We start from the raw sequence: 15,980 nt of genomic DNA on the forward strand, positions 1-15,980 counted from the left end.
TATCATACCCGGCCAGCGGTGAGTTATGCCACACCGGCTACCCGCAACAGCGCCGTCACTGCCGCTGCAGCAAGCAGCACCACGATTAATGGCGTTTTCCTCCAGGCTAATAATGCTCCCACGGCCACGCCACCCAAGCGAGCATAACCGGCAAAGTGTTGCCCTTCGAACAGCGTCGCGATCACCGCTACGGCCAGTAGCAACGTGGTGGCGGAGTCGGCGAGCAAGGCCTGAACCCGGTCAGAAAAGCTCAGGCTGCGGCCCAGCAGGAAACCGGCAAAGCGAAACGCAAAGGTACCGCTGGCCAGGATCAGAATGCCAATGATGAGTGTTTGGTTATCCATTATTTTTCTCGCTTTCTGATCAGTAAACCCAACAGTGAAAACAGCACCGGCATGCCAATCGGTACCAAGGGTACGCTAGCCAGGGCAATCAGGGTGCCGGAGCAGGCGGAAATACTGGTGCGCAGTTTTTTCAACGAACCAACAATCAAGGCCAGCAAAATGGTGGGGAACACGGCGTCCAGCCCGATGGCATTGATATCGGGAATAAAGCTGCCAATGGTGCCGCCAATCAACACGCCCAACGGCCAGCAGGCGGCGATCCCCAGCCCACAGAGCCAGTAGGCCGCCCGTTTTTTGGTCAACGTTGGTTGCGAAATGCCGAACACCACGCTTTCATCGTTCATAATATGGCAACCCAATAACTTAAAGCGGCTGCGCTCGATCACCTCTTTCACTGCCATACCGAACGGCAGATGGCGTGCATTCACCAGTAGCCCGGCTGCCGCTGCAGCGAAGGGGCTACCACCGCTGGCTACGATGCCGATAAACAGAAATTCAGAGGCACCCGCCAACACCAGCAACGACAGCATCAGCGGGACCCAGAGCTCGAAACCCAGGCCTGTCGCCAGCGAACCATAGGAGATCCCCACGATGCCGTCTGCCAGGCAGACCAGCGCGATCCCTTTGATCACACCCTTATCGAGCGAGGGGAAAAAGTTTTTAGCCATACTATTTTTCTCACTGCCTTTCTCAAAACGAACGGTTGTTCTATTATAATGAACACTTCAATCTCGTTTTACAAGTCGAACGATCGTTCGTTATAAGGTGAGTTACGCAGCCTATGAAACAACCCATCAATATCATTGCGGAAGCCTTGGTGCGCGAACGCCAGCGCACGGGCCTCTCGCTGGCAGAAATTGCCCGCCGGGCAGGAATTGCTAAATCCACGCTGTCACAACTCGAAGCGGGGAATGGCAATCCGAGCCTGGAAACGCTGTGGGCACTCTGCGTCGCGCTGGATATCCCCTTTGCGCGTTTGATGGAGCCGCAGCAGAGTAAAACGCAGGTGATCCGGCGTGGGGAAGGGGCTGCGGTGGTGTCGGAAGTGGCTAACTATACGGCGGTGCTGTTGGCAACCTGCCCGCCTGGCGCACGGCGGGATATCTATCTGCTGACGACACAGCCGGGAGCCGACCGCCTTTCTCATCCGCATCCGTTAGGCTCGGTGGAACACATCGTCATCACCCAAGGGCGCGCCTTGGTCGGGCTGGTGGAAGAGCCTGCCGAACTGAATGCCGGGGATTATATTTGCTACCCAGCCGACCGGCCGCATATCTTCCGCGCCCTGGAGCCGGATACGCTGGCCGTGCTGGTCTCAGAACAAAACTAGCTCCGGCAAAAACTTCCACCGATTCGCTAATTCCTCATGTAGGGCGCCACATGCTGCGCCCGCCCCGCTAACCCCAGCCGTAATCCCTTCGAGCAAACGCTGCCAAACCAGACGGACCGACGGTCACTTTGCGTCCATTTGTTAGATCCCTGTCATGTTTTTGTTATTTGCTCATTCCAAAACGCACGTTTCGCTTGTTTGGGTTAAAAAATTTCATTAGTCTAATTTTTGAAACAAACGTTTGACAAGTGAATGAGGTGTTTAACAATCACATCATGAGTTAATTTTAAGATATTGTTTTAAATGTTATTTTTAATTATTGCCGAGCATCTCATAACCAGTATTAACTGATGTGATACCGCGCGGAACAGGGTTTTAAGGCGATAATAACGAGCGGATTGTTGTTTGAATGTAAAAAATATTTTTCATTAGCCGTCAAATCAACAGGCCTCTTCACTCTAACGATTAAAGGGTACAGAACATGAAGCTGAAGAAATTGATCGTCACCTCGCTACTGATGTGCATGCTGCCAGCCTCGGTGTTAGCCAAAGATATCAAGATCGGCGTGTCGATGGCCTACTTTGATGACAACTTCCTGACCATCCTGCGCCAGTCCATGCAGAACAAAATGAAGCAGGAAGGTAACGTCAGCGGCCAGTTTGAAGATGCCAAAGGCGATATCGCACAGCAGATCCAGCAGATAGAGAACTTCGTCAGCCAAGGGGTCGATGCCATCATCCTTAACCCGGTGGATACCCAGGGCGTCAAGCCAATGATCAAGCTGGCGGAGAACGCCCATATTCCACTGGTGTTCGTCAACCGTCGGCCAGAAGCCACGCTGCCAGCCGGTATGGCCTACGTAGGTTCAGATTCCAAACTGGCGGGCAAGCTGCAGATGGAGGAACTGGCCAAGCTGATGAACGGCAAGGGTAACGTGATGATCCTGCTCGGTGAGCTTTCCAGTGAAGCCACCCGTGACCGGACCCGCGGCGTTGAGGAAGTGGTGGCCCAATATCCGAATATTCATATCATCGATAAGCAAACCGCCAAGTTTTTCCGCAAAGAGGCGGTTGACGTGACGACTGACTGGATCCTCTCCGGTCAGCAGATTGATGCTATCGCTTCCAACAACGATGAGATGGCGATCGGTGCCATTCTGGCGCTGAAACAGGCGAAGAAAACCGGTGTGCTGGTAGCGGGTGTCGACGGTACGCCAGATGCCCTGGAGTTTATCAAGAAGGGGGATTTGAGCCTCAGTATCTTCCAGGATGCCAAAGGCCAGGGGGAAGGCGCAGTACAAACCGCCATTCAACTGGTTAAGGGTGAGAAGGTTGAAAGCAGCGTCATGATCCCTTACCAACTGATCACCAAAGCCAATTACCAAGACTTTGCCGACAAGAATAAAAAGTAATGACCAACCGGCCCCTTGCCTAACGGTGAGGGGCATCGTTCACAGCGTTCGGCAGGATAACGGCGGAGGTTATCAGTATGTATCCTTATGTACTGGAGGCGGAAGGCATCAGCAAGCAGTTCCCGGGCGTTAAGGCGTTGGATAACGTGTCGCTCAAGATCAAACCGGGCAGTGTGCATGCGTTAATGGGGGAAAACGGTGCCGGTAAATCAACGCTGATGAAGTGCTTAATCGGTATTTATCGTCCCGATGCAGGCACTATCAAGGTCAAAGGGCAGCCGGTGACGTTTAACGATACGCTGGCGGCCTTGCACTCGGGCATCTCCATGATCCACCAGGAACTGAACCTGGTGCCGCATATGACGGTGGCAGAAAATATCTGGCTGGGGCGTGAACCCGCCAAGCTGGGTTTTGTAAATCACGAGGAATTAAACCGTAAAACCCGTGAACTGTTGGCGCATCTCAAGATTAAATTAGACCCGGAAACCCAACTAGGCATGCTGAGCATCGCCAACCAACAGATGGTCGAGATCGCCAAGGCGGTGTCTTATAACGCCGACGTATTGATCATGGATGAGCCGACCTCGGCATTAACGGAAGGGGAAGTGGTGCATCTGTTTGCGATCATTCGTGAACTGAAGCAGCAGGGCAAAGGCATTATCTATATCAGCCACAAAATGGATGAGATCTTTGCCATCACCGACGAGGTCAGCATTTTCCGCGATGGCGCCTCGATCGCCAGTGATAAAACCGAGAACCTGACCAAACAGTCGCTGATCACCATGATGGTGGGCCGCGAGCTGACCCAGATGTTCCCCAAGTTCAATAACAACATCGGTGAAGAGGTGTTGCGTGTGGCAGGGTTGCGGCGCAGCGGCTGGTTTCACGATATCTCCTTTGCGGTTAAGCGCGGGGAAATCCTCGGAGTTGCCGGGCTGGTGGGCGCAGGGCGCAGCGAAGTGATGGAGAGCCTGTTTGGTATGCACCCGGCCGAGGGGGGCGAGATTTATATTGAAGGCTTGCCGGTAAAAATAGACTCCCCCTCCAAAGCCATCGAACAGGGGCTGGCATTCCTGACAGAAGACCGTAAAAAGTCTGGACTGTTTCTGGTGCTGTCGGTGGTGGAGAACATGAGTATCGTCAACCTTTCCGCCTATACCAGCAAAAACGGGTTTGTCAGCCAGACGCAAATGGCGAAAGACTGCATGGAGCAAATTAGCAAGCTCAATATTAAAACCCCGACGATGGATCAGATTATCAATAACCTCAGCGGCGGCAATCAGCAGAAGGTCTTGATTGCCCGCTGGCTATTGGCGCAGCCGAAGATCCTGATCCTGGATGAACCCACGCGTGGTATCGACGTGGGTGCCAAGGCGGAAATTTATCGCCTGATCAGCGAATTGGCGCACCGTGGCGTCGCCATTATTTTGGTTTCGTCTGAACTGCCGGAAATACTTGGCATGAGCGATCGCGTCATGGTGATGCACGCCGGACGCATTACGGGGATCCTGGATAAAGATGAAGCAGACCAGGAAAAAATCATGGCGTTGGCCTCGGAATAACGCAAAGGTAAAACACAATGAATAACGTCAAAGTGGAAACTCAGCCGGTCAAAGCCTCGCTGTTTGCCGGTTTCAGCGGCAAGCTGCCGAAAGATACCGGCATCTTTATCGTCATGATCGGTATTGCGCTGATTTTTGAAATGCTGGGCTGGTACGTGCGCGATCAGTCATTCCTGCTTAACCCGAACCGCCTGCTGCTGATCGTCTTGCAGGTGGCAATCATCGGCATCATCGCCGTTGGCGTCACCCAGGTCATCATTACCACCGGTATCGATCTCTCTTCTGGCTCGTTGATTGCCCTGACGGCAGTGGTAGCGGCCAGCCTGGCGCAAACCTCCGAAAGCATTTCGCCCATGTATCCGGGCCTGCTGGATCTGCCCGCCGCGATCCCCATCGGTGCCGGGATTGGGGTGGGTATTATTTGCGGGTTTATCAACGGGTTTTTGATCACCCGCACAGGCATTCCACCGTTTATCGCCACCTTGGGGATGATGGTTTCTGCCCGTGGTTTGGCACAGTATTACACCAAAGGTAACCCGGTCAGTTTCCTGTCGGATGGCTTCACCTCGATTGGCCAAGGTGCCATGCCGGTGATTATCTTCCTGGTGGTGGCGGTGATTTTCCATATCGCCCTGAAACACACCCGTTATGGCAAATACGTGTATGCCATCGGCGGCAACATGACCTCGGCCAGGGTCTCTGGGATCAACGTCAATAAATACCTGGTGATGGTCTACACCATTGCGGGTGGGTTGGCAGGATTAGCGGGCGTGGTGCTGGCGGCACGAGTCAGTAGCGGGCAGTCGAGCATGGGGGTGTCTTATGAGTTGGACGCCATTGCCGCAGCGGTCATCGGTGGCAGTAGCCTGATGGGCGGCGTGGGGCGCATTACCGGCACGCTGATCGGCGCGGTGATCCTCGGCCTGATCAAAAGTGGCTTTACCTTTATTGGTGTGGATTCCTACATTCAGGACATTATCAAAGGCATGATCATCGTGGCCGCCGTGGCTATCGATATGCGCCGTAACCGCAAGAAGCTGTGATCCTCGCCTTGGCCGCCGGTGTGATGACCGGCGGTTTGGCCAGGTGGGCAGGTTTATGCATCGCTACCATTGATACGCCGGGCCAGTTCGTAACGCTCGCCCCAGTACTGGTTATCCAGGCTGGAAACGGTGACGCCCATACTGGTAGAGGCGTGAATAAACTCACCTTCTCCGATATAAACGCCGACGTGGCGCTGACGGGGTGAGGTTTTGAAGAACACCAGATCGCCAGTGTTTAATTCACTTTTAGCTACTCGCGAGCCCAGTTTCATTTGTTCACCGGTGCTGCGTGGCAAACTGACGGCAAACTCATCTTGAAACACGCGCTGCATATAGGCTGAACAGTCGATGCCTTTGCGCGAGTTACCCCCGAATTTGTATCGAACTCCTTCCCATCGGTCATAATGCGACAGGATTTTTTTTAGCTCCTGAGTATTATTGTGGCCGGAACTGGCTGAAGCGGAAAAGCTCATGCAAAAAGCTGAGCAAGTGAGAAATACGGCAAAAAATTTAAGCATAAAAGATTTCTGAAAGAGCAACTGAACGTCTATCCCTGTAATGGAGTGGCCGGATCGCCTGACTCATTCCTTGTGAGTGATGGTAATATACACAGTTGTTGCTCAAAAATAAACCAAAAGAAGGTTAGTTATTAACCGTTACTATGCGGTTATCGGCTTGTTACTTTTGATGGCGTGTCTCTGGTTGGCTGTGGAAACCCAGGAAGGACGGGCAATCAAGGGATTAGCTACCGGTGGCAGATTTTGCCAACCAAAATTACAACATGTTGCTGCTGTCGGTTTATCAGCTGGGGATGGTAGTGGGATCTCAAATTGAGACGAATCATATTGGTAATTTTATCAATTGCGCCATTTTCGCCGGCGGTGAATGTTATTTTTTATCTAATTTAATGTTAATTAAATCGAAATAAATTAAGCCTCATCTGTGATGGTTTTCGCATTTAAAACTATCCCCTGCACAATACCACCCGCGAACGGCCCACTCTGCACACAATATGCATGCCCCGACCTCGTGCCGTACATCCATTATCAGGGGGGTTATCAGGCTGTGCCCTCGAATCGTAGCCATCAGGAGTGACAACCTGATCAAGGCCGTACAGGAGTGAGGTTCCATGACCAATTTGAATACTATTTTGCCCGGCGAAAAGGCGCAGACGACTGAAAAGCCAATTGATAAAGTTGAAGAGATATTACCCATTGCCCATCTTTTTACCCTGGGGCTTCAGCATGTCCTGGTGATGTATGCGGGGGCGGTTGCCGTCCCATTGATGATCGGTGGCAGCCTGGGGCTGGATAAGTTGCAGATTGCCTATCTGATCAGCTCCGATCTGTTTTGCTGTGGCGTGGTGACGCTATTGCAATGCATCGGGATTGGCCGCTTTGCGGGTATTCGGTTGCCTGTCATCATGTCCGTCACCTTTGCAGCCGTCACGCCGATGTTGGCCATCGGAGCCAACCCCGAAATCGGTCTGACCGGCATCTTTGGTGCCACTATTGCGGCTGGAATTATCACCACGTTGCTGGTGCCGTTGGTAGGCCGCTTGATGCCGCTGTTTCCAACCTTGGTGACGGGGATTGTGATCACCTCTATCGGCCTAAGCATTGTGCGGGTCGGGATAGATTGGGCCGCCGGGGGCAGGGGTAATGCCAACTACGGTAACCCGGCCTATATTGGCGTCTCGCTGCTGGTGCTGATTTTTATTTTGCTAATCACCCGGTTTAGCAAAGGCTTTATCTCAAATATTTCCGTGTTGTTGGGGATTGGCTTCGGTTTTGTGGTGGCGCTGCTGATGGGAGAGGTCAGCTTTTCTGGCCTGGATGATGCCGCCTGGTTTGCCATCGTGCGCCCCTTTGCTTTCGGTTGGCCCACCTTTGATCCGGCTTCGATTATCACCCTGACGATCGTCATGCTGATCGTATTTATTGAATCGATGGGCATGTTTATGGCGCTGGGGGAGATTGTCGGCCGCCCAACCACCAAGCAGGATGTGGTACGCGGGCTGCGGGTTGACGGCCTGGGAACCATTATCGGCGGTGTTTTCAATACGTTCCCGCATACCTCGTTCTCCCAGAATATTGGCTTGGTCAGCGTTACTCAGGTGTCCAGCCGCTGGGTGTGCGTGATGGCAGGTTTGATTCTGGTGCTGTTCGGCCTGATCCCCAAAATGTCTATTCTGGTGGCCTCGATCCCGCAGTTTGTCTTGGGGGGCGCAGGTATCGTGATGTTTGGCATGGTGCTGTCTACCGGCATCAAGATCCTGACCAGGGTCAACTTCAATACCAACCGCTATAACGCCTATATTGTCGCCATCAGCCTGGGGCTTGGCATGATCCCGATCGTAGCGGCTGATTTCTTTACTCAAATGCCAGCGAGCCTGCAACCGTTGCTGCACAGTGGCATTTTGCTCTCTTCAGTGGCGGCGGTGCTGCTGAATCTCTACTTCAATGGCTATCATCCGGAGGAGTAATAGTAATGTTGCCGTTTATTGATGATCTCCGTTAACAGTGGCTTGCCAGCCAGTGGCGATAACAGGTAAAAACACTGTTCGACATAAAAGGAGTAATCAATGCGGATAACCTTGGCCCAATTTACCTGCCGTGAAGGGGACATTGCCCATAACCTGGCCGCCGTGCTGGCGCAGATTGAACGTTGCAGCGGCCAAACCGACCTGTTGGTGTTGCCAGAAACGCAGCTTACCGGTTTTACCCATCCTGACGGCAAGACGGACTACGCGCTGCAACTGCAAGGCCCGGAGCTAGCGCAAGTGGTGGCGGTAAGCCAGCGTGCGGGGATTGCTGTTGCCGTGGGTTTTCTTGAGCAGGATGGCGCGCAGTTGTTCAACAGTTCGGTGTTGATCACGCCGGAGCAGGGCATCTATCTGCATTATCGCAAAAGCCATTTATGGACCAACGAACGCGTTGAAGCGCAACCAGGCGATCGCCTGGTCTGCGGGCTGTGGCGTGGGCGGCGTATTGGCTTACTGATCTGCTATGACATCGAATTCCCAGAGGCATCAAGAGCGTTGGCCCTTATGGGGTGTGATTTGTTGCTGGTTACCGATGGCAATATGGATCCCTATGGTCACGTGCATCGTAACGCTTTGCTGGCTCGCGCTCAGGATAATCAGATGTTTGTGGCGATGGCCAACCGCGCCGGGCATGGGTGTGGGATGCAGTTTGCTGGTGAAAGCCTGGTTGTTGACCCCCTGGGGCGTGAGGTGGCCAGCCTGGGACGTGAGCCGGGAATAGTGCAGGCAGAGCTGGATTTTAGCCTGCTGGAAGCGGCCCGCCGTGAGTACCGTTACCTGGAAGATCGGCGTTTGGCACTCAGTGGGGAGACGCAGTGGCAGCAGCGGGATGATGAACAACGCTGGTGGCCGCTAATTCCGCGTTAACACCGCTTGCTGAAAGGCCAATGGCTTAGGTAAAGTCATAGCCAGATTGGTCACTGTAATTGATAGACTTGCAGCACTCTAAGGAGCCGTACCATGCAATTCCCCGCCCTGAGTAAAAGAATCGTGCCATTGGCTGCGCTGCTGGTGCTGTCGTTGCCCACAGCTTGGGCAGCACAAAACGCCCCAGCCCCGATCCCATCGGCGTTAATCGGCAACTGGAGCGTGACCAAGATCATTCCCACCCAGACCGTGGGCTGCTGGGATGAAAAGCAGGCACAGCAGTTGGTCGGTAATAGTATCAACTATAAAGCAGACGGTTTTACCTGGCATGATCAGCAACTGAGCAATCAGGGAGCGACCACCACCACGGTAGAGGCGCAGGAGTTTGTGGAAGACAACTCGGGCGATAATTGGTACGTCGATTTCCCGATTTTGGGCATCAGTACGCCTTCGGTGCAGCGAGTCATCATTCAGCATCAGGATGTCACCGTACCGGGGATCACCGATCAGGGGACTGAAGGCGTTCCCGGTGATAACGTGTTGGTGAAAGATCGTAATACGCTGCTCTTCTCCCAATGCGGCGTGTGGTTTGAGGCGCAACGGCAGAAAAAATAGCTAGATGTCTGACGGTGGGGGCGCCGCTGCGCCCCATGTTGTGAAACTGCTGGGTATCAGTTCGTCGGTTGGCAATCGGCTATTTCGAGTTTGCGTAACAGCGCGGGAATATCGACGGTGTCTATTTTATCGGCTTGCAGATAGCTCAGCGCATAGTCATGCCAAATACCAGACTCCAGGAACAGGATCATCAATTCACGGTCCAGATGATTATCATTCGTCATGCTGACCAGGATATTGAGTGCTTCAGATAACAGCTTGCCCGGTTTATAAGGCCGATCGGCCGCCGTCAGGGCTTCAAACACGTCGGCGATCGCCATCATACGCACCGGAATGCTCATCTGCTGGCGGGTTAACTGGTAAGGATAGCCTTTGCCATCCATGCGTTCATGATGGCCACCGGCAATCACCGCCACGTTGGCCATGGTGCGTGGGAACGGCAGTTTTTCCAGCATGATGATCGTCTGCATAATGTGCTCGTTGATTTTATAGCGCTCCTCCTCACTCAGGGTGCCTCTGCGGATGCCCAGGTTGTAAATCTCCCCGTGGTTATAGAGTAAGGTCGGCTCTCTGAGTTTGAAGTGATAGCTTTCGGGCAGATGGCTTTTCTCGTCGCGGTAGATGATATGTTCTTCTTTATCCGCCAGCAGTGGCTCCTGGGTAGGTAAGGAGGCGGCAGGGCGGCGGTTTTTTCGCGCCAATTCTTCCCGTGCCACGCCTGCGGTGTCATCCAGAGTGCGGGTCCATTGATATTGTGCGATCTGTTGAATGCGTGCGAGCGCGCTGTCAGACAGAAATTCGCCACCGATATTGCACTGGGCAATAAAATAGAAATCCTCATCGAACTGCTGCAACTCATCGCGTAACTGTTGTTCTTCCTGCTCGGTAGCGGGGAGCGTAGCGTGCTTGCGCAGGAAGCTAACCTCTTTTTCCCGTTTCAGCACCTCAAAGCGCATCCGCACCTCGTGAATGCGGTCGTAAATCATCTCCAGCTTGGTGGCCTTATCCACTATGGCTTCCGGCGTGGTGATTTTCCCGCAGTCATGCAGCCAGCAGGCGGTGTGTAGTTCCTCCCACTCATTGGCGGAAAGGGTAAAATCGGCGAACGGCCCTTGTTTGGCCTCAACCGCTGCATTGGCCAACATCTTGGTAATGACAGGTACGCGCTGGCAGTGGCCGCCGGTATAGGCGCTCTTGGCGTCGATCGCTCCGGCGATCAACTGAATAAAGGCTCCCATCAGATGCTTTTGTTCTTGCAGCAGATATTGCGTCTCTATCGCTACCGATAAGCTGCCCACCAGAGCATTAATCAGCTGTATTTTGGCTTGCCCATGTTCTGGGCCAGCTTCGGCAGGATTAAACAGCAGCAAGAACCCCATGAGTTGCTTATCATGAGTTTGCATCGGGACAGCCACGTAGCGCAGCGGCAGATGGGGGCCAAAGACCGTAAGCAGTTGGTCGGGGATATTCTCGTCAGTAAAGACTCCGGCAACGGTTTTACCTGCAAGAATTTGCCAAAATGCGCTGGGTTGCTGTGGATCAAACTGCAACGATGCTACCTCCGAGCTGGCCACCTCTTTTCCAGCCCAGTTGCAGGCTATGGGTGAAAAGCAGCCGGGCGTTTTGTCTGACAGGAAAATAATGCCGCCGCTCATGGTCGCGATTTTGCTGGTTTCATTGAGCAAACCCTGCATCTGCTGCGGGAAATTATCCTTGGCGGATAGCAGGCTGCCCATCGAGATAAACTGCTTGAGCGTCAGCTTCATTTTGGACATGGCTTTGTGCAGGTCGTCCACTTCTTCAATCACCGAACGTTCTTCCGCCCGCTCATCAAAATGCAGATTGCTTATGGCATCGGCATCCTGGCGCAGGCGGATCAGCGGCCGGGAAATACGTAGGGAGAAATACCAGACCAGCGGCAGGCTGAGCAGTAGCAACGCAAAGGCGATCAGGGTCGAGCGGTTGCGGATGGCGTTGGCATCGGCGGTAAGATAGGCCGAGGGTGTGGCAATCACCAACTGGTAGCCTTGGCTTTGCCCCTTAAGATCCACTACGGCCCCAAACCAGCTCTGCCCTTGTGCCGTAAATAGGCTGCTTGCGCCGTAATGGGGATCTAGCAACGTTTGCAGCACCGGGATGTGCGCAATGCTGTTCAGCCCATCCAGGCTTTTGGGGTTTTGCGCAGGCAGGCTGGCGATAGCTTCATTGGCAGAGTTAATGATCGCCGCCTGGCTATCCGGCGGCAGGTTTTGTTGAAGAAACAATGAAAGTGAAGCCAGCGAAACGTCCAAACCGATCACAGCATGGCCATCTGGAGCCTGAATGCTATAGGTGAAACCGGTCTCGCCGGTACCTTTGAAGGTATAGAGCGGGGAGGTAATCAGTTGCTGAGTTTTTACCGCCAACTGATACCAGGTACGCTCCCGGGGATCATAATTGTTATACGGCACGATTTTTATCGCCACAACCTGCTGTTTGCCGTCCAAAAAGATACTCTGAACCTGGGGCGAGCTCTCTAAAAAGCGGTAGCTTTGCGCTAGCCACTCGGCATCTTCCGGCGCATTAAATAAAACTCGGTTGGCAGGGGAGAGGCGGCGCAGTATAAAGAAATCGCCGTTGGGATAAGCGCTGTATACCGCGTTGGCATAATCATTTTGCTTGAGTATTTCGACCAGCGGGCCGATAAACGCCATGCGTTGTTCGAGCGTGGTGGCTTCTATTATTGGCATGCGTGCCAGCATATTCACCGACATTTTCATGCTGCGGGTAACGGAGTCCAGCTCCGCAGCAATGGCTTCGCCAGTTTTTTGATACTGCCGGTTGGTGCTGGCCTCGGTCAGTTTGGTGAGTTGGCTGTGGCTGAAAAACACGATCACGCTGCCGATGGAGACAATCAGCAAGGTAAACAGCGCGGCAATCTGGATATGCAGCGGATAGCGGCTTCTCAAACCTGTTATCTTTCCTGCCATGGTGCCCACCTTGGATGCCAATTTTTAGCTTTTTTAAATTATAGACGAAGCAGGAGGTTATCTGATTGTGTGCACCATAATTTATTGGTTTGATTTTAAAGTGAAATTTTTTGTTTCGTAGCTAAATAAACCAATGCGTTATTAAAAAATAAAGCTTTATGAAACAACGGCGACAAAGATAGCACTTTTGTCGCGCGCACGTTGTTCCTGGAACCGTTGAGGCTGTTACTTAACACCAAGCTTCTCCCTCAGTAGTGGCATGTAGCTATCGATGTTATAAGTTTTATCCCCGGTGATGCTGGCGCAGGCGTTATGGGCGTAAATAAAATAGCTTACGCCAACGCTTAGGCCTAAATCATTAAGATCGGGCGTTTTGGGGGCTGAAAGGCTATAGCTTTCTGGAATCAAGTGAGTAAAAACATCTTCTGAACCGATATTTAAGACTTCTCTAAAAATAATAGACTTGCCCATGGCAAGGTTTAAAGGCGCTCTAGATTTAACAGTGTCATATTGCTCACTCACGCATAGACGGTATTTATCGCACCCAGATAATTTGTTACTCTCACAATAAGATTTTGACATTTCGGCTAGATTGTCAATAGATAAATAAGAGATGTAGTTACTTTTGCACCCAGAGGTGAAAAGTAATAAAAAACATGTGGTTATATTTTTTCAACTTTATTTGACTCCAGCTTAAACATTTCTTCGGCGTTAGCATGTCCGGTATAGGACATGCCCGTCATGCAGTGCGGCGCAATCATCGGAAAATACCAACGTATGTTTGCCATTTTGGTGCTCAAAGAAATAGTAAATCCCTTTTTCTGCCGCCAGGCGATGAATAAAATCGAGATCGCTTTCAGCTTGCCAACACTTAACGTAAACCGCAGTCCACTGGCTTTCTTGCTCATCCCTAGCACGCGCTTTCCTCATTTATTACATGAATATATTCCGTTCAAACACAACAAAAAATCCGTAGATACATAAATAATATTAATGTATATGTGGCGAAATAACAACCAAAGGTGCTGCGTAAATGTGATCCAATACGACAGTGGGTGATTAAAGCGAAGAGTTGTCCTGCCTGGCTTTAGAGCGGATTGGTGCATTACGCCATTTTCATGCGAAATGTCATGGAAACCGATCAAATATAACCACTATATTTACATGGTTATAACCTTACTGACATCTGCCTACGCCAGCCAAGATAAGGAGATAACGTCAACGAAAGCGTGTTTTTTCAGTCAGCCTGTTCGGAAAGGATACCTATGAATCAATTTATCGTTGCGGAATCAGAAGCCTGCATTGGCTGCCGGAGTTGCGAGGTCGCCTGTGTGACTGCGCATCATCAAGGGGCATACCCAAGCAAGCGCGAATATTTTACCCCAAGAGTCAAGGTCATTCAGGGCACCCACGGTAATACTGCCGTGTTCTGCCACCATTGTGAAGATGCACCCTGTGCCAATGTTTGCCCTACCGGGGCCATTGAACAGAGTGATACCAGCATCCAGGTCAGCCAGGAGAAATGCATCGGCTGCAAAGCCTGCGCGGTCGCTTGTCCGTTTGGCATGATGACGGTAGTGACAGAAACGGTGCAGCCCGCCAATCATCGCCTGGCAGACAGCTACCAGAAGGTTGAGGCACAGAAATGCGACCTGTGCAGCGAGCTAAACCATGAACCTGCCTGTGTACGCGCTTGCCCAACCCATGCACTCAGCCTGGTAGACAACCAAACGTTGCTGGAGCAACAGCGAGAAAAGCGGCTACGTGCTGCGGCGCGCGATCACCATAGCCAACTGTTTGGCAGTGCGGCTAATCAGAGTCCGGAAGCGAAAGCCCCGAAGAAATCAACGCCGATCCGTAATCTGCTGCAACAGCCTCGGGCACCTCGTCTGGAGGCCAGCAAAATCCCTCTAGAGCTGCGCAAAACCAGCTTTGCCGAAATCTACCAACCCTTTAATGAGCAGCAGATCCAGCAGCAGGCCGAACGCTGCCTGAGCTGCGGCAAGCAGAGTATCTGCTCCTGGACCTGCCCGCTGCATAACCAGATCCCGCAGTGGATCAAGCTGGCCAGCCAGGGGCGCATCTGGGAAGCGGCGGAGCTATCACACCAAACCAGCAGCCTGCCGGAGGTGTGCGGCCGGGTATGCCCACAGGACCGACTGTGCGAGCAATCCTGTACGCTCAACGAGCACGGGGGAGCGGTCACTATCGGCAACATTGAGCGTTACATCACTGAAACGGCCTTTGAGATGGGCTGGCGGCCCGATATGTCGGCGGTGAAAGACAGCGGCAAGCGCGTTGCCATTATTGGCGCGGGTCCGGCTGGGCTGGGCTGTGCCGATATCCTGGTGCGCCATGGCATCAAACCGGTCGTATTTGATCGCTATCCCGAAATTGGCGGGTTGCTGACCTTCGGCATTCCGGCGTTCAAACTGAAAAAGGACGTGATGGCCAGAAGGCGTGAGATCTTCAGCGATATGGGGGTGGAATTCCGCTTGAATACCGAGATTGGCAAAGATATCTCGATGGAAACCCTGCTCAATGATTACGACGCGCTGTTCCTTGGCGTGGGGACCTATAAATCGATGCGTTCCGGCCTGGAAAATGAAGGTGCGCCGGGAGTGTATGACGCCTTGCCATTCTTGATTGCCAACACCCAACAGCTGATGGGTTATGCCGACAATCCGAAAAGCCCTTACGTCAATATGGCGGGCAAGCGGGTGATCGTACTGGGGGGCGGTGATACCGCTATGGACTGCGTCCGAACCTCATTACGTCACGGTGCTGAGCAGGTGATTTGTGCCTATCGGCGTGATGAAAAGAGTATGCCGGGTTCGAAAAAGGAAGTGAAAAATGCGCGGGAAGAGGGCGCAGAATTCATGTTCAACCTGCAACCGCTAAGCATAGTGATCGATGAGGAGGGTAAGGTCAGCGGCATTCAAATGCGGCGAACCGAAATGGGGGCTCCAGACAGCCAGGGGCGGCGGCAGGCGGTACCCGTTGAGGGTTCGGAACATATCGTACCGGCGGATGCGGTGATCATGGCCTTTGGCTTTAGCCCGCATCGTATGGGCTGGTTGGCAGAACATAACGTCATGCTGGACAGGCAAGGGCGAGTGGTGGCGCCAACGGTGGCGGGTTATCCGTACCAAACCAGTAACCGCAAGATTTTCGCCGGTGGTGACATCGTGCGCGGCGCCGATCTGATCGTGACCGCCATTGCCGAAGGGCGCAAGGCGGCGGAAAGCATCGGCTATTACCTCAATGTGCTATAGCGCAGCTCAAGGAGAGACG

The 15,980-nt window shown here is 52.8% G+C and carries 12 protein-coding genes and 2 pseudogenes; 8 read left to right on the plus strand and 6 right to left on the minus strand.

Features of this window, described 5'->3' with window-relative positions; translation table 11 throughout:
- Positions 1-23: 23 nt before the first annotated feature.
- Together A6U95_RS18820 and A6U95_RS18825 are read right to left on the minus strand one after the other, a co-directional pair.
- Complete coding sequence (locus A6U95_RS18820) at positions 24-344, minus strand: AzlD domain-containing protein (protein WP_024528813.1); 321 nt, start codon at positions 342-344, stop codon at positions 24-26.
- Entirely contained in the window at positions 344-1,012 is a 669-nt protein-coding gene (locus A6U95_RS18825; RefSeq protein WP_065685569.1) for an AzlC family ABC transporter permease, read from the minus strand. Before A6U95_RS18825 ends, A6U95_RS18820 begins: the two co-directional genes overlap by 1 nt.
- Before the next feature lie 113 nt (positions 1,013-1,125).
- On the opposite strand from A6U95_RS18825, the gene A6U95_RS18830 reads away from it, so the two are divergent.
- From A6U95_RS18830 to A6U95_RS18845, 4 genes are all read left to right on the plus strand, one after another.
- Complete coding sequence (locus A6U95_RS18830) at positions 1,126-1,674, plus strand: XRE family transcriptional regulator (RefSeq protein ID WP_021181074.1); 549 nt, start codon at positions 1,126-1,128, stop codon at positions 1,672-1,674.
- Between the two features lie 481 nt (positions 1,675-2,155).
- A complete protein-coding gene (locus A6U95_RS18835) occupies positions 2,156-3,085 on the plus strand; it encodes a sugar ABC transporter substrate-binding protein (RefSeq protein WP_021181075.1) in 930 nt (309 codons plus the stop codon).
- 77 nt (positions 3,086-3,162) lie between these two features.
- Positions 3,163-4,647 carry a sugar ABC transporter ATP-binding protein gene (locus tag A6U95_RS18840; RefSeq protein WP_065685570.1) on the plus strand — a complete coding sequence of 495 codons (1,485 nt, stop codon included), beginning with the start codon at positions 3,163-3,165 and terminating at the stop codon, positions 4,645-4,647.
- A gap of 17 nt (positions 4,648-4,664) precedes the next feature.
- On the plus strand, positions 4,665-5,690 hold the full coding sequence (locus A6U95_RS18845; protein ID WP_065685571.1) for an ABC transporter permease: 1,026 nt from the start codon (positions 4,665-4,667) through the stop codon (positions 5,688-5,690).
- A gap of 53 nt (positions 5,691-5,743) precedes the next feature.
- Here the strand turns inward: A6U95_RS18845 and A6U95_RS18850 are convergent, their stop codons facing one another.
- Complete coding sequence (locus A6U95_RS18850; protein ID WP_241810691.1) at positions 5,744-6,163, minus strand: NlpC/P60 family protein; 420 nt, start codon at positions 6,161-6,163, stop codon at positions 5,744-5,746.
- Positions 6,164-6,819: 656 nt separating this feature from the next.
- On the opposite strand from A6U95_RS18850, the pseudogene A6U95_RS18855 reads away from it, so the two are divergent.
- From A6U95_RS18855 to A6U95_RS18865, 3 genes and pseudogenes are all read left to right on the plus strand, one after another.
- Positions 6,820-8,160 (plus strand): annotated as a pseudogene (locus A6U95_RS18855) (nucleobase:cation symporter-2 family protein); the annotation flags it as partial.
- Positions 8,161-8,274: 114 nt separating this feature from the next.
- Entirely contained in the window at positions 8,275-9,102 is an 828-nt protein-coding gene (locus A6U95_RS18860; RefSeq protein WP_065685574.1) for a carbon-nitrogen hydrolase family protein, read from the plus strand.
- 93 nt (positions 9,103-9,195) lie between these two features.
- Positions 9,196-9,717, plus strand: a complete 522-nt coding sequence (locus A6U95_RS18865; RefSeq protein WP_065685575.1) for a hypothetical protein — start codon at positions 9,196-9,198, stop codon at positions 9,715-9,717.
- Between the two features lie 56 nt (positions 9,718-9,773).
- On the opposite strand, the gene A6U95_RS18870 is transcribed toward A6U95_RS18865, so the two are convergent.
- The 3 genes and pseudogenes from A6U95_RS18870 to A6U95_RS30765 form a co-directional block, all read right to left on the minus strand.
- On the minus strand, positions 9,774-12,686 hold the full coding sequence (locus tag A6U95_RS18870; protein ID WP_065685576.1) for an HD domain-containing phosphohydrolase: 2,913 nt from the start codon (positions 12,684-12,686) through the stop codon (positions 9,774-9,776).
- A gap of 225 nt (positions 12,687-12,911) precedes the next feature.
- The gene (locus tag A6U95_RS18875; protein ID WP_139102412.1) at positions 12,912-13,208 is read right to left on the minus strand and encodes a hypothetical protein; all 297 of its coding nucleotides are present in this window, start codon (positions 13,206-13,208) and stop codon (positions 12,912-12,914) included.
- A gap of 222 nt (positions 13,209-13,430) precedes the next feature.
- Positions 13,431-13,544, minus strand: a pseudogene (locus A6U95_RS30765) (contractile injection system protein, VgrG/Pvc8 family); the annotation flags it as partial.
- 407 nt (positions 13,545-13,951) lie between these two features.
- Between A6U95_RS30765 and aegA the strand changes: the two are divergent.
- Complete coding sequence (gene aegA / locus A6U95_RS18885) at positions 13,952-15,961, plus strand: formate-dependent uric acid utilization protein AegA (protein WP_065685579.1); 2,010 nt, start codon at positions 13,952-13,954, stop codon at positions 15,959-15,961.
- Positions 15,962-15,980: the final 19 nt, after the last annotated feature.

Source organism: Serratia sp. 14-2641 (assembly GCF_001692375.1).
Taxonomy (GTDB): domain Bacteria; phylum Pseudomonadota; class Gammaproteobacteria; order Enterobacterales; family Enterobacteriaceae; genus Chania; species Chania fonticola_C.

What these genes read in the sequence shown, in the direction of transcription:
- A6U95_RS18830 (WP_021181074.1), top strand. Translation starts at nt 1,126, where the DNA reads ATGAAACAACCCATCAATATCATTGCGGAAGCCTTGGTGCGCGAACGC.
- A6U95_RS18865 (WP_065685575.1), top strand. Translation starts at nt 9,196, where the DNA reads ATGCAATTCCCCGCCCTGAGTAAAAGAATCGTGCCATTGGCTGCGCTG.
- A6U95_RS18825 (WP_065685569.1), bottom strand. Translation starts at nt 1,012, where the DNA reads ATGGCTAAAAACTTTTTCCCCTCGCTCGATAAGGGTGTGATCAAAGGG.
- A6U95_RS18835 (WP_021181075.1), top strand. Translation starts at nt 2,156, where the DNA reads ATGAAGCTGAAGAAATTGATCGTCACCTCGCTACTGATGTGCATGCTG.
- A6U95_RS18850 (WP_241810691.1), bottom strand. Translation starts at nt 6,163, where the DNA reads ATGAGCTTTTCCGCTTCAGCCAGTTCCGGCCACAATAATACTCAGGAG.
- A6U95_RS18860 (WP_065685574.1), top strand. Translation starts at nt 8,275, where the DNA reads ATGCGGATAACCTTGGCCCAATTTACCTGCCGTGAAGGGGACATTGCC.
- aegA (WP_065685579.1), top strand. Translation starts at nt 13,952, where the DNA reads ATGAATCAATTTATCGTTGCGGAATCAGAAGCCTGCATTGGCTGCCGG.
- A6U95_RS18870 (WP_065685576.1), bottom strand. Translation starts at nt 12,686, where the DNA reads ATGGCAGGAAAGATAACAGGTTTGAGAAGCCGCTATCCGCTGCATATC.
- A6U95_RS18845 (WP_065685571.1), top strand. Translation starts at nt 4,665, where the DNA reads ATGAATAACGTCAAAGTGGAAACTCAGCCGGTCAAAGCCTCGCTGTTT.
- A6U95_RS18820 (WP_024528813.1), bottom strand. Translation starts at nt 344, where the DNA reads ATGGATAACCAAACACTCATCATTGGCATTCTGATCCTGGCCAGCGGT.
- A6U95_RS18840 (WP_065685570.1), top strand. Translation starts at nt 3,163, where the DNA reads ATGTATCCTTATGTACTGGAGGCGGAAGGCATCAGCAAGCAGTTCCCG.